Origin of the sequence: Chelativorans alearensis (assembly GCF_010993735.1) — a bacterium.
In the GTDB taxonomy this organism is placed as follows: Bacteria; Pseudomonadota; Alphaproteobacteria; order Rhizobiales; family Rhizobiaceae; genus Chelativorans; species Chelativorans alearense.
The window spans coordinates 13,728-25,676 of record NZ_WQNI01000010.1; the positions used below are offsets into that span (position 1 = coordinate 13,728).

Annotated in this window: 15 protein-coding genes and 1 pseudogene; 15 read left to right on the plus strand and 1 reads right to left on the minus strand. The window is 60.5% G+C overall.

Annotation, left to right across the window (positions count from 1 at the left end; translation table 11 throughout):
- Window positions 1-17: 17 nt before the first annotated feature.
- From groL to GPJ75_RS16090, 13 genes and pseudogenes are all read left to right on the plus strand, one after another.
- Window positions 18-1,652, plus strand: a complete 1,635-nt coding sequence (groL, locus tag GPJ75_RS16030) for a chaperonin GroEL (protein ID WP_163269347.1) — start codon at window positions 18-20, stop codon at window positions 1,650-1,652.
- 107 nt (window positions 1,653-1,759) lie between these two features.
- Window positions 1,760-1,990 (plus strand): hypothetical protein, encoded by a 231-nt coding sequence (locus GPJ75_RS16035; RefSeq protein ID WP_163269348.1) that lies wholly within the window; start codon window positions 1,760-1,762, stop codon window positions 1,988-1,990.
- Between the two features lie 13 nt (window positions 1,991-2,003).
- Complete coding sequence (locus tag GPJ75_RS16040; RefSeq protein ID WP_163269349.1) at window positions 2,004-2,144, plus strand: hypothetical protein; 141 nt, start codon at window positions 2,004-2,006, stop codon at window positions 2,142-2,144.
- Between the two features lie 196 nt (window positions 2,145-2,340).
- Entirely contained in the window at window positions 2,341-2,595 is a 255-nt protein-coding gene (locus GPJ75_RS16045; protein ID WP_163269350.1) for a DUF1488 family protein, read from the plus strand.
- 56 nt (window positions 2,596-2,651) lie between these two features.
- A complete protein-coding gene (locus GPJ75_RS16050) occupies window positions 2,652-2,930 on the plus strand; it encodes a hypothetical protein (protein ID WP_163269351.1) in 279 nt (92 codons plus the stop codon).
- Window positions 2,931-3,045: 115 nt separating this feature from the next.
- Window positions 3,046-3,237, plus strand: coding sequence for a hypothetical protein (locus tag GPJ75_RS27405; RefSeq protein ID WP_246249084.1), 192 nt, complete (start codon window positions 3,046-3,048; stop codon window positions 3,235-3,237).
- Between the two features lie 237 nt (window positions 3,238-3,474).
- Window positions 3,475-3,684 (plus strand): cold-shock protein, encoded by a 210-nt coding sequence (locus tag GPJ75_RS16060; RefSeq protein ID WP_163269352.1) that lies wholly within the window; start codon window positions 3,475-3,477, stop codon window positions 3,682-3,684.
- A gap of 195 nt (window positions 3,685-3,879) precedes the next feature.
- A complete protein-coding gene (locus GPJ75_RS16065; RefSeq protein WP_246249085.1) occupies window positions 3,880-4,908 on the plus strand; it encodes a fatty acid desaturase in 1,029 nt (342 codons plus the stop codon).
- 473 nt (window positions 4,909-5,381) lie between these two features.
- The gene (locus GPJ75_RS16070; protein WP_163269354.1) at window positions 5,382-5,651 is read left to right on the plus strand and encodes a TFIIB-type zinc ribbon-containing protein; all 270 of its coding nucleotides are present in this window, start codon (window positions 5,382-5,384) and stop codon (window positions 5,649-5,651) included.
- Window positions 5,652-5,711: 60 nt separating this feature from the next.
- On the plus strand, window positions 5,712-6,155 hold the full coding sequence (locus GPJ75_RS16075; RefSeq protein WP_163269355.1) for a hypothetical protein: 444 nt from the start codon (window positions 5,712-5,714) through the stop codon (window positions 6,153-6,155).
- Between the two features lie 79 nt (window positions 6,156-6,234).
- Complete coding sequence (locus GPJ75_RS16080) at window positions 6,235-6,483, plus strand: ParB N-terminal domain-containing protein (protein ID WP_163269553.1); 249 nt, start codon at window positions 6,235-6,237, stop codon at window positions 6,481-6,483.
- A gap of 634 nt (window positions 6,484-7,117) precedes the next feature.
- On the plus strand, window positions 7,118-7,402 hold the full coding sequence (locus GPJ75_RS16085) for a hypothetical protein (protein ID WP_163269356.1): 285 nt from the start codon (window positions 7,118-7,120) through the stop codon (window positions 7,400-7,402).
- Between the two features lie 644 nt (window positions 7,403-8,046).
- A pseudogene (locus GPJ75_RS16090) lies at window positions 8,047-8,193 on the plus strand (helix-turn-helix domain-containing protein); the annotation flags it as partial.
- A 257-nt stretch (window positions 8,194-8,450) separates the two neighbouring features.
- On the opposite strand, the gene GPJ75_RS16095 reads toward GPJ75_RS16090, so the two are convergent.
- The gene (locus tag GPJ75_RS16095) at window positions 8,451-9,167 is read right to left on the minus strand and encodes a GntR family transcriptional regulator (RefSeq protein ID WP_163269357.1); all 717 of its coding nucleotides are present in this window, start codon (window positions 9,165-9,167) and stop codon (window positions 8,451-8,453) included.
- A gap of 214 nt (window positions 9,168-9,381) precedes the next feature.
- Between GPJ75_RS16095 and GPJ75_RS16100 the strand changes: the two genes are divergently transcribed.
- Both GPJ75_RS16100 and GPJ75_RS16105 read left to right on the plus strand, forming a co-directional pair.
- The gene (locus GPJ75_RS16100) at window positions 9,382-10,167 is read left to right on the plus strand and encodes a class II aldolase/adducin family protein (RefSeq protein ID WP_163269358.1); all 786 of its coding nucleotides are present in this window, start codon (window positions 9,382-9,384) and stop codon (window positions 10,165-10,167) included.
- A gap of 92 nt (window positions 10,168-10,259) precedes the next feature.
- On the plus strand, window positions 10,260-11,807 hold the full coding sequence (locus GPJ75_RS16105; RefSeq protein ID WP_163269359.1) for an ABC transporter substrate-binding protein: 1,548 nt from the start codon (window positions 10,260-10,262) through the stop codon (window positions 11,805-11,807).
- The last annotated feature ends 142 nt before the right edge of the window (window positions 11,808-11,949 follow it).

Consider the following 11,949-nt stretch of genomic DNA (forward strand, 5'->3'; position numbering starts at 1 on the left):
CGAACGGATCGAAAGTCATGTCTTCCAAGGAAATCAAGTTTGGCACCGATGCGCGCGATCGAATGCTTCGCGGTGTCGAGCTTCTGAACAACGCCGTCAAGGTGACGCTCGGCCCCAAAGGCCGCAATGTCATCATCGACAAGGCCTATGGCGCCCCGCGCATCACAAAGGACGGGGTGACCGTCGCCAAGGAAATCGAGCTCGAGGACAAGTTCGAGAACATGGGCGCGCAGATGGTGCGCGAAGTGGCCTCGAAGACCAACGACCTCGCCGGCGACGGCACCACAACGGCGACGGTGCTTGCTGCATCCATCCTCCGCGAGGGCGCCAAGCTGGTGGCTGCGGGGATGAACCCGATGGATCTGAAGCGCGGTATCGACCTTGCGGTCGCCGCCGTGGTCAAGGATATCGAGGATCGCGCCAAGAAGGTCAAATCCTCCGGCGAGATCGCCCAAGTCGGCACGATCGCCGCGAATGGCGATGCCTCCGTGGGTGAGATGATCGCCAAGGCGATGGACAGAGTCGGCAACGAAGGCGTGATCACGGTCGAGGAGGCCAGGACCGCCGAGACCGAACTCGACGTCGTCGAAGGCATGCAGTTCGATCGCGGCTATCTTTCTCCCTATTTCGTCACCAATGCCGAGAAGATGCGGGCGGAACTCGAAGAGCCCTACATCCTCATTCACGAGAAGAAGCTCGGCAATCTGCAGGCGATGCTGCCGATCCTCGAAGCCGTCGTGCAGACGGGCAAACCACTCCTTATCATCTCCGAGGACGTCGAAGGCGAGGCGCTCGCCACGCTCGTCGTCAACAAGCTGCGCGGCGGCCTGAAGGTTGCCGCCGTCAAGGCGCCGGGCTTCGGTGACCGCCGCAAGGCGATGCTGGAGGATATCGCGGTGCTGACAGCCGGTCAGATGATCTCCGAGGATCTCGGCATCAAGCTTGAGAATGTCATGCTCGACATGCTGGGCCGCGCCAAGCGCGTCCTGATCGAGAAGGACACCACAACTGTTGTCGATGGTGCTGGCGAGAAAGCCGATATTGCCGCCCGTATCCAGCAAATCAAGGCGCAGATCGAGGAGACCACCTCGGACTACGACAAGGAGAAACTCCAGGAGCGGCTCGCCAAGCTTGCCGGCGGTGTTGCGGTCATTCGCGTCGGTGGCGCGACCGAGATCGAGGTCAAGGAAAAGAAAGACCGTATCGACGATGCGCTGAATGCCACCCGCGCTGCGGTGGAGGAAGGTGTTGTGCCTGGTGGCGGCGTGGCGCTTCTGCGCGCCAAGGCAGCTCTGGCCGGCCTCACGGGAACAAATGCCGACGTGACCGCAGGCATTTCGATCGTGCTGAGGGCGCTTGAAGCACCTGTCCGGCAGATCGCCGATAATTCCGGCGTCGAAGGCTCGATCGTCGTCGGCCGGCTGATGGACGCGAAGGATCCCAATATGGGCTTCAACGCGCAAACCGGACTCTATGTCGACATGATCGAGGCTGGCATCGTCGATCCGGCCAAGGTCGTTCGTACGGCCCTGCAGGATGCCGGTTCCATCGCAGCACTTCTGGTCACGACCGAGGCGATGGTTGCCGACATTCCACAGAAGGACGCCCCGGTCATGGCTGGCGGGGGCAATATGGGTGGAATGGGTTACTGAGCAGCACGGTATCGGCCGGAAATGGCCGGATTGCCATGAACAGCAATATGCACCCGCCCGTTTGGGACAGGTTAATCTACGGACAGAGGGCATGTCAGGTGAGAAACATGTCAAGCCACCGCTTCGCCATCGGACAACATGTCCGTATGAGCAACAGGTTCAGTCTTTCACCCGACACGGCCAAAATCTATCACATCACCGCAACCCTGCCGGCGAGGGACAATTCGCTTCAATACCGCATCCGCAACGACGACGAGCGTCACGACCGTGTGACGACAGAAGATAGTCTCGAAGAGATAAAAGTACAGCAAGCCTCCGGCGACGCTGCACACGACTAGAAGGAATTTACACATGGCCAAAGGACAGCAACGCAGCAACCGCGAAGCGAGAAAGCCGAAGAAGGAAAAGGCGGCCGTGAAGGTGGACACACCTCTTGGCTCTCAGGTCAAGCAGGCGACCAGCAGCGCATTGCGCGGTAAGGCGAAGAAATAAGGCTTACGCTGTGTCCGCCGTGTTCCACCACACGCACATGGATGAAGGCCTTCGGGTCGGTGGGTTACGGTGCTAGGCCCCGGTGTGAAGCGCCGGGACGTTACGCTGTGGCGCCATATCCAGCCCGCTCACAGGGCGTGCCAAGGACCTACGAGCCGTTGACGCCCCACTGCCTACGCGATGGAGATACACAATCATGACGCTCACTTTTCCCAATAGAAGCCGCAGCTATGACGAAGCCGGGCAGCGCGTTCGCTTCATCGGCCATGATGGAATGTTCGAGGTGCCCTTCTTCGTCGAGACTGATGCGCTCTCCACCGCAGCCGCCGGCGAGGTGCATTATCTGGCCGCGTTCGATGCAGCGCGCGCCATGATCCACGATGTCGCGCGTGAAATATACGGGAGCGCCCGCAGGACCGTGTATGTGTTAACGGCAGCGGATTTCCGGTAAGCCGGTGGCTCCCAGACCTCCCCGACGAGAACACGAAAGAAGCAATGGATTCTGCCATGACCGTTCGCACCACCGATACAGAGGTCACGTTCAGGCAACCGTTCATGTTGAGCGCCTTTGACGCTCGGCAGGCTGCAGGAACCTATCGCCTCGTAATTGAGGAGGAGGAGATCTTGGGTCTTTCCTTTCTTGCCTACCGGCGCACGGCTACGATGCTGCACACTCCGGCGATTTCCGTCCAAAGCGGCCGACATCAGGTCGTCGAAGTCGACCCGGAGGAATTGACCGTGGCTCTGGACGCGGATGCACTCACATGCCGATCGCTCAAGGAATAGGCGTTCATGGAGTATCTTAGTGGAATTCACGGAGCCGGCGCCTTGAAATGCGGGAGCAAAACACTTGCCCGTGCGAACTATGATTTTGACTGTTTCCCGAAGGAGCCGGGGGGAAGTGATCAGCAGCGGCGAAATCTGCATGCCTCCCGACACGCTGCGGCAGGTATTCGGGCGCGAGGATCTCCATCTCCTGACCGATGACGGGCTCCGCCTTCGCTTCTCGGAAAAGCATCTGCCTGCGGCCAGTGACGCTGCTCACGCCGATGTCGCAGGCAACCCGCCGCCGCAATCCGAGTGGCGCCATTGACGGTCCGATTTCCGCAGCACGTGATCGTCGATCGACCCACGTGAGAGATTCCAATCCCGGCGCCTTGTTTTGAACACTGGCGGTGCCTATCTAGCCAGCATCGATCTTGATTGCCGAACTTTGTTGCGGTGCGGAAGCCGCGCCGATGGCGATCTTCCTGTCAAAATCGACTCAAATGCACCATCGCGCATTCGGCGTGGCGGGCATTAAACCGAGACCGATTGAAAGGAAATCGTCATGACCATCGGAACCGTAAAGTTCTTCAATGCCACCAAAGGCTTCGGCTTCATCCAGCCCGATGATGGCGCTTCGGACGTCTTCGTTCATATCTCCGCCGTCGAGCGCGCCGGCATGCGCACTATCGTGGAAGGCCAGAAGCTGAGCTTCGACGTCGTCAGGGACAACCGCTCGGGCAAGAGCGCCGCGGAAAACCTGCAGGCTGCATAAGCATTCGTCTTCGAGCCGTGCCCACGGATGTACCTGGCACGGATCGTCGAGACGAGAAGAGAGGTCGGGCTTCTGCCCGGCCTTTTTGCTTTCAGCCGGAAGGGTTCGCTTCCCGCCGTGCAGCCTGAGCACCGCATACGTTCCTGATTGTTAACACGCGTCCTGCCCGGGCGCATATCTAACCTTGGAGATCTTGTGAAAAGTAAAGTTGCCAATGGCGCCTCCATTGAGCGGAAGGGGCGCTCCTGGACTGCGGTTCTCGCACAGTACAGACAACCGAGCCCGGCCCGGAGCATGGTCGAAATAGCCGCCACGGCATTCCCTTTTGTCGCCTTATGGGCTTTGGCAGCGGTCGCTGTCGTGCACGGCTACTGGTGGGGCCTCTTGCTGACGATCCCGGCAGCCGGCTTTCTGGTCCGTCTTTTCATCCTGCAGCACGATTGCGGCCACGGCACCTTATTCGCCCGACGCAGCATCAACGACTGGATCGGTCGCGTCATCGGCGTTTTTACGCTCACGCCCTACGACTATTGGCGTCGCACTCATGCCGTCCATCATGCAACGGCAGGCAATCTCGACAAGCGGGGGATCGGCGATGTCAACACCCTCACGGTCCGGGAATATCGTGCTTTGCTCTGGTGGGGCCGCGCACGCTACCGGCTCTATCGCCATCCCCTGGTGATGTTCGGTCTCGGCCCCGCCTGGCTGTTCATTTGTCAGTATCGATTGCCTTTCGGCCTCATGCGCGCCGGAGTACAGCCGTGGACGTCGACGATCGCCACCAACCTCGGTGTCGCTCTCCCGGTCGCGAGCCTGATGTGGCTTGTTGGGGTCGGCCCCTTTCTCCTGGTGCAGGTGCCGATCACGCTGATGGCGGCCACAGCGGGCGTCTGGCTGTTTTACGTTCAGCATCAGTTCGAGGGAACGCACTGGTCCGAGGGCGACGATTGGAACTTTCAGCACGCAGCGCTGCACGGCAGTTCACACTACGATCTTCCGTTCCCGCTGCGCTGGCTCACAGGGAATATAGGCATCCACCATGTGCACCACTTATCGGCCAAGGTACCGTTTTATCGTCTGCCGGAGGTGCTGCGAGACCATCCCGATCTGCGCGACATGGGCCGCATCACCTTTCTCCAGAGCCTGAGCTGCGTCAAACTGGTGCTGTGGGATGAAAGCACCAAACGCCTTGTCTCGTTTCGGCAAGCGCGGGCGACAGGCTAGTCGGAAACAGCACCAGTTCATCGAGGAGGTTCACTAGCGCCTCGTGGTCTCCAGGAAACCGCACCGGCGGTGTCATGGAGAGGAGACAGTCTCACAGGCGTCCATGGTCGTGCCCCCTGGCCGCTGGCTGCCGAGACGCTGATGATCGACGCTGCGAGCCGCGGTCCCCATCTGATAGGATGGCTGCTCAATCCGCCCCGCGGTCGGAAGCGGCTCGATAGCAAGAGCAATGACAGAACAAACGCCGCACCAGTGCCGCCACATGGACAATAGTGGGCCAGGTCCACTGACGTGCTAGCGCTAGCCAATCGAGGCGGGGTGTGGAGTGCCAGCTTCCACGCCTTCGCCTATTAGGCGGTTCTGCGGCGTTCCTTAGACATGCTTGGCGATCAAGTATTCATCGACGAGGTGGCGCTGTTGTCGGTAAGGGCCCATGTGTGGTCTCCTCCGATGCTCATCAGAAGGAAACACAAATGCAGTGCCCAATCGACGGATCTGAGTTGGTTTCGAGTGAACGTCAGGGCATCGAGATTGACTACTGCCCGAAGTGCCGCGGCGTCTGGCTCGATCGCGGAGAGCTTGACAAGATTATTGAGCGCTCCGCCAATGAAGCATTGCCTGGGCAATTTGAGCAGCGGTCACGTGATCGCGACGAGGGACGACATCACGACGAGCGCCAATACGGTTCGCAGCATCCCCGCAAGAAGAAGAAATCGCTGCTCGGCGAGATCTTTGATTTTTGATGGAAATGGGGGCGGAGGTAAAGACAGTTTTCGCGCATGCTGTGCACTGCGGAGGGTTCCATGTATGCTCCTGCAGCACACGAACCCGGGATCGAGTTTATGCGAAACCAACTATCATTCGCCTATGGCGCTGTTGGGTTGGCGGCAGTTGTTTCTGGCGCATTTCCCGCATTGGCAGATTCGCGGATGTGGGTCGCAGTTGAAGACCTGAGACGCTTCACATGCCCTTCAACACAGTGCGGGATCGTCGGCCGTTTCTTCTTTCGAGAGACCCTACCGGTTCTCGAAACATCCAACGGCTGGTCGCGGGTTTCACGCCAAAAGGCGGCAGGGTGCTTCGATGGAAAGTCTCTGTATGTCGAATCAGGCCCCAGTGACTGCACCGCTGAGAATGGCATCAAGCAGGGCAAGTTCTCGGAATGGGTAAGATCGAAGTTCCTCGTTGAGGATCGTCCGAGCGAGCCCATGGAGGGACCGAAGAAAGATCATCTCGGAGAAAGCTGACGAGCCAGAGATAATACCAGCGCTGCGTAGTCTGAACGCGCTATCCACGGGCGAGGGCGCTTTACCGGTGAAGAGACTCATGCTCCGCATTCATAAAGTCAGGATCGACGACATCTATGTGCCAACCGCGCGGCGGAGGACGCTGCATCCAGAGACGGTGAGGCTGCTCGCTGAAGATGTCCTGGAGAACGGAATGAAAATGCCGATCCAGTTGCGTAGCGACGGCAAACGCTATGTGCTGGTCGAGGGATTGCATCGGCTCGAAGCCATGAAGTGGCTCGGCGAAGCCGAGATTGAAGCTTATCTGGTGCAGGCGCGGAAGCATTGAGTCTCCGTGCGAAGAAGTCAGCGCCCGAACTGACGATTAGGCAGAAATCAGCAGCAACCAACCCCCTGATCTCGCTCGGCCAAGGAGTCGGCACGCTCGGCGCCGGCGGCCGGCATTTTGAGATCCGGTGTAGCCCGCGCCCACGGCCCGAAAGCTCCGTCAATGTGCAGCCATACGTCGGTGCGCTCCGCAAGATCGGCATAGCGTTAAACTGGTCGAAGGCCCCCCTAACGAGGCGCGCTGTGAATGACTGGTGATGGCGCGCAACCGCACCTTTTAGATCGAGGATTCCGATGGTTATAGAGCGGCAATCTGGATGAGATCACGCGTCTCACCTTGATTGTCGCGCCGCAGATGGTAGCGGTCTGCATTGAACAGTGGTCTGCAGATTTCTGCGCCAAGGGTTCGTCGTTATAAGTTTTTTCCGACTCCTCCCAACCCGTGACTGCGCTTCTGCGCCGGGCCGATGTCATGCAAGTTAAGGGCCGTTCCGATCAGGGCGAGACGCGCGGGCGTGTAGTCGGCGTGGAGGTCAAAGTGTTGGCCACCGTGGCGGCGGCGGATTTCAAAGGTTTAAAGCAACTCCAGGCAGCGTGCGGCGACAAATTCGTCTGCGGCATGGTCCTGTACGACCATGACAAGACGGTGCCTCTGGCTCGATGCCAAGCCTGCCGCTACATTCCTGAACGAGGCCCGTGCGCCGCTCAATCCGGAACCGTTTCGCCGCCGCACCGAAGCGCTTTTGTCCGAAGGGGGTTACAAGCGCGGCCGCCGGCGTTGGGACGAATGGGACGCGAGTGTCGATGAAGCCGCGCTCGAAGAGTTGATTGGCGCGGCGGAACCCTTTCTTGCCGTGGGACGTGGCGCCGATGCGTTGGCGATCCTGAAGCCGGTGGCCGGAGCGCTGGCCGACTATTGATCCCGAATGCGCCCATTGGGAGAAACTCTGCATGAATTCCATGACGCCTTTTCCGCAACCATCGCGGCCTGCATGAGGGGCTGGGACGATCCAGGGCTCCAGGACACGCTTACCGGGCGGGGCAGGGTTGGCCGCCGGGGGACAACGCGATCCGCAGGAAGACAATCTGACGCAGGCGCGATCCGCAACGCTTCTGGCTACGACCGCGCCACCGCCTTGCTCGCCGACCTCAAACAGCTTGTCGGGGAGCAGGGAGCCGCCGCCGATTTTTCACGCCGCCTCGCTGCCATCCGCGAGCGTCACGCGGCAAGGGCCAGTTCATCAAACGGTCGCAGGGGCTGTGATGCACGCAGAGTATGATGATGTAGGAGGGCGCACAAGAAAAGCCGTCAGCGCAAGTGAGCGTATTTGGTTGCGCACCCCCGCAACCACTTTCGTCATAATTCAATAAAATGTGATATATAACAATTACTTAGGCTGCCGGCAGCAGTCTTTGTTGTTTTTGGCTCTGGCGTCGATCTGATTCCTGTGGACTTTGCGGCTGTCAAGCGCCGATTCATCGGTGTTTTGCGTCCGACCGCCGCCAAGGAGATTACGAACTTCACCGCGACCACCGCGGCGATCTCTCAAGACTTGTTTTCAGGCGCTGGCGGCGCGTCGATCTGCAGAAGGTTATCAAGGAGCGCTTCGGCGTCGACTATCACGAGCGCCATGTGTCGACCCTTTTGAAGAAGCTGGGCATTTCCCACATGAGCGCCCGGCCGCGTCACGTTTTCAATCGTGTAGGTGTGGACCACGGTGCCGTTTTCGAAGCGGGCATATTCCTTGGCCGAATGCTACACGGTGTCGTGCTTGGCGTGTTCGGTTCCTCTATGCGGATCAAAGCGATTGGAACGATCAGCGAAAACCTTTTCGGCATCCTCGACCATCTCGGCCCCCCACCAGGACGAAGCAGTCTGAAAGGCCATTCCGCAAGGGATCATGCAGTGGCCCCAGAACCGGGCAATAGATGGGAAAAAGCGCGTGGCCCTACCGCTCCCTGCGCTGCTCAACCGCAGTGCCAGATTGGGCCATTTTGGGCGTCGGTGGCGTCTTTCTCGATCCCGTGGAACAAAGCCACGACCGCCTCCTGCGCCACCGTGATGTGGTCGCGTAGAGCTCCGAGCAATTCTTTGCGGTCGCTCCTTTTCAACGCCGCCACAATGGGCTCGTGGGTTTTGGCAATCCGATGCGGATCATCATAGAGCTTGCCGATCAGCGTAATACCTGCGCGCATCTCGGTGGCGAGTTCGTCATAAACCTTGACGAGGCGGGCATTGTGGCTTGCCGCGCACAACATGCGGTGGAAGGCGAAGTCCTCGAATATCTGACTCTCCGCGGAGCCCGCATCGGCCAGCCGGTAGAGCTTTTCGATCTGCCGCTCGAGCCCAGCAACCTCCGCTTGGCCGATTCGCTCTAGTGCAAGACTAGCTGCATGCAGTTCGAGGCCGATGCGCAATTCATAAATGTCACGCAGATCGACAGCAGTTAGCGTGCGAACGAAGAAGCCCCGACGCGGGCTGAAGACGACGAGGCCCTGGCTTTCCAGAAGGCGGGCGGCCTCGCGCACAGGTGCGCGACTAGTGCCGAACTCGCGCGACAATTGCAGCTCCGTCAAGCGCGCGCCCGGCTTCAGCCGGCCGGTGACGATGGCTTCGGTGATCTGTCTGGAGATCTGCGTCACCAGATCGGTGGTTGAGATTTCGGAGAACATGCTTTCTGCCATGATTTCCCTTGTCAGTGGCCTTCTCAAAAATCTGCCGGCCAGAGCTCCACTGAAGGATCATTATTGCAGGAGCGGTGCCGATTGTCGACAAATTGACAATTATGTGATGCTATGGTTGCTTGTCGCAACGTCAAACTCGGCCCGATGGGCTGGGCAATCACGAAGCAGAACGCCCACATGCGCGACAGCGGTCGCGGCGGGCAGGGGAAAGTCGATGAGAGTTCAATCGCAGTTTGGAACCGATACGGCCGGCGCCGCCGGACAGCCGCGCGAGCGCGTCGAGCTTGCCGCGGCCTACCGGCTGATCGCGCATTACCATATGGACGACAGCATCTTCACCCACATCTCCAGCCGCGCGCCGGCAGAGGAGGGGGAGCATGCCTTTCTCATCAATCCCTTCGGTCTGCGCTTCGACGAGGTGACGGCCAGCAGCCTCGTCACCGTCGACATCGATGGCGCCATCCTGCGCGACGAATACGGCGCCGGCATCAACAAGGCCGGCTTCACCATCCATAGCGCCGTGCATGCCGCCCGCCCCGACGTGCACTGCGTCTTACACACGCATACGGTGGCGGGTGTTGCCGTCTCCTCCATGGAGGAGGGCATCCTGCCGCTCAACCAATGGTCGCTGCAGTTTTTCAACCGCATAGCCTTCCACGACTACGAGGGGATCGCGCTCGACCTTTCGGAGCGGGAGCGCCTGGTGAGCGATCTCGGCGACCGCAAGGTCATGATCCTGCGCAACCACGGTCTTCTGACCTGCGGGCGCACGGTGGGCGAGGCGTTCGCGCTGATGTTCAATATGGAGCGCGCGTGCCGGGCGCAGCTCGCCATCATGTCGTCGGGCGGCGCGCCGCGGGCTATCGACCGGGAACTCGCGGAAAAGACCGCCCGCCAGTGCGAAGGCTGGGACAAGCATCACGCGGGCAACAAGCCGGACCCGCAATGGGACGCCTTCCAGCGTCTCGCCATCAAGCATTATCCCGACCTCCTGGACTGAACGGGGGGCCAGGCAGGAACACAGCAAAGCCATCGGCGGAAGAAGAGGCGAAGGCCCGTGCCGCCCGCGAAACCAAGGGGAACATGAAAGCCATGCTGAAACGACTGTCGCTACTTGCCGCCGCGCTCTTCATCTCGACGGCGCTCCATGCCGAGCCGGTTACGGGCGGGCGCGCCAATGTCGTCATCCAGCCGGAGCCGCCGAGCCTGATGGTCGGGCTGGTGCAGAACGGACCCACGCAGATGGTGGCCGGCAACATCTACGAGGGCCTGTTGCGCTACGACACGGACCTGAAGCCGATGCCGCAGCTCGCCACGTCCTGGGAGGTATCCGAGGACGGGCTGACCTACACCTTCCACCTGCACGAGAACGTCAAATGGCATGACGGCGAGCCCTTTACCGCCGCGGACGTGGTGTTCTCGGCCGACGTTTTCCTGCGCGAGACCCACCCGCGCCTGCGCGCTTCGCTCGAGCACGTGGAGGAGATCAGCGCGCCGGACGACCACACGGTGGTCTTCAAGCTGAAGCAACCCTTCGGGCCCTTCATCGGCATCTTCGAGGTCGGCACGATGCCGATGATCCCCAAGCACATCTATGAAGGCACGGATTTCGCCAACAACCCCGCCAACAACACGCCCATCGGCACCGGGCCCTTCAAATTCGCGGAATGGGAAAAGGGCTCTCACATCCTCTTGACGAAGAACGAGGACTATTACGAGGAGGGCAAGCCCTATCTCGACGAGATCTACTGGCACGTGATCCCCGACGCGGCCTCGCGCGCGGTCGCCTATGAAACCGGCGTCGTCGACGTCCTGCCCGGCGGCTCGATCGAGAATTTCGACGTGCAGCGCATCGCCGGTATGGAGAACACGTGCATCACCGACAAGGGCTGGGAGTATTTCGGCCCGCACTCCTGGATGTGGCTCAACAACCGCGAGGGACCGACCTCGGACGTGCGTTTCCGCAAGGCGGTGATGTATGCCATGGATCGCGAATTCGCCCGCGACGCGCTGTGGAACGGGCTCGGCAAGATCGCCAACAGCCCCGTCTCCTCGTCCACGCGGTTCCACACGGACGACGTGACGGAATACGCCTACGACCCGGACAAGGCGCGCGCCCTCTTGGAAGAGATGGGCTATGACGGTGCGCCGGTGCGCCTTCTGCCGCTGCCCTATGGCGAGACCTGGCAGCGCTGGGCCGAGGCCGTGAAGCAGAACCTCGACGAGGTCGGCATCGAGGTCGAGATCGTCGCTACCGACGTCGCCGGCTGGAACCAGAAGCTGGCCGAGTGGGACTACGACATCGCCTTCACCTATCTCTACCAGTACGGCGATCCGGCGCTGGGCGTTGCGCGGACCTACGTTTCGACCAACATCGCCAAGGGCTCGCAGTGGAACAATGTCGAAGGCTACGTCAACGAGGATGTGGACGCGCTGTTCGACCAGGCCGCCGTCGCCGTGACGCCCGAGGAGCGGCAGGAGCTCTACACCAAGGTGCAGCAGGTGCTGACCGACGAGGTGCCCGTGGCATGGCTGCTGGAGCTCGGCTTTCCGACCATCTACCGCTGCAATGTGAAGGATCTCGTGACGACGGCCATCGGCGTCAATGACGGCTTCAAGGATGCGTATATCGAGAAATAGGCGCGAACCGCTGATCTTGTGGCGCTTCACGTCGACCCCACCCAAGCCCCTCCCACAAGGGGGAGGGGAGCGAGGTTGCGCATGTGGGAGGTGTTGGGCGCGGCCTGAGCGATCTTTCCATTCGCACGCTGTACGTTAGAGG

Bases quoted from the DNA above. Each gene is read 5' to 3' on its own strand.
- groL (WP_163269347.1), top strand. From the start codon at position 18: ATGTCTTCCAAGGAAATCAAGTTTGGCACCGATGCGCGCGATCGAATG.
- GPJ75_RS16035 (WP_163269348.1), top strand. From the start codon at position 1,760: ATGTCAAGCCACCGCTTCGCCATCGGACAACATGTCCGTATGAGCAAC.
- GPJ75_RS16040 (WP_163269349.1), top strand. From the start codon at position 2,004: ATGGCCAAAGGACAGCAACGCAGCAACCGCGAAGCGAGAAAGCCGAAG.
- GPJ75_RS16045 (WP_163269350.1), top strand. From the start codon at position 2,341: ATGACGCTCACTTTTCCCAATAGAAGCCGCAGCTATGACGAAGCCGGG.
- GPJ75_RS16050 (WP_163269351.1), top strand. From the start codon at position 2,652: ATGACCGTTCGCACCACCGATACAGAGGTCACGTTCAGGCAACCGTTC.
- GPJ75_RS16060 (WP_163269352.1), top strand. From the start codon at position 3,475: ATGACCATCGGAACCGTAAAGTTCTTCAATGCCACCAAAGGCTTCGGC.
- GPJ75_RS16070 (WP_163269354.1), top strand. From the start codon at position 5,382: ATGCAGTGCCCAATCGACGGATCTGAGTTGGTTTCGAGTGAACGTCAG.
- GPJ75_RS16075 (WP_163269355.1), top strand. From the start codon at position 5,712: ATGTATGCTCCTGCAGCACACGAACCCGGGATCGAGTTTATGCGAAAC.
- GPJ75_RS16080 (WP_163269553.1), top strand. From the start codon at position 6,235: ATGCTCCGCATTCATAAAGTCAGGATCGACGACATCTATGTGCCAACC.
- GPJ75_RS16085 (WP_163269356.1), top strand. From the start codon at position 7,118: ATGACAAGACGGTGCCTCTGGCTCGATGCCAAGCCTGCCGCTACATTC.
- GPJ75_RS16095 (WP_163269357.1), bottom strand. From the start codon at position 9,167: ATGGCAGAAAGCATGTTCTCCGAAATCTCAACCACCGATCTGGTGACG.
- GPJ75_RS16100 (WP_163269358.1), top strand. From the start codon at position 9,382: ATGAGAGTTCAATCGCAGTTTGGAACCGATACGGCCGGCGCCGCCGGA.
- GPJ75_RS16105 (WP_163269359.1), top strand. From the start codon at position 10,260: ATGCTGAAACGACTGTCGCTACTTGCCGCCGCGCTCTTCATCTCGACG.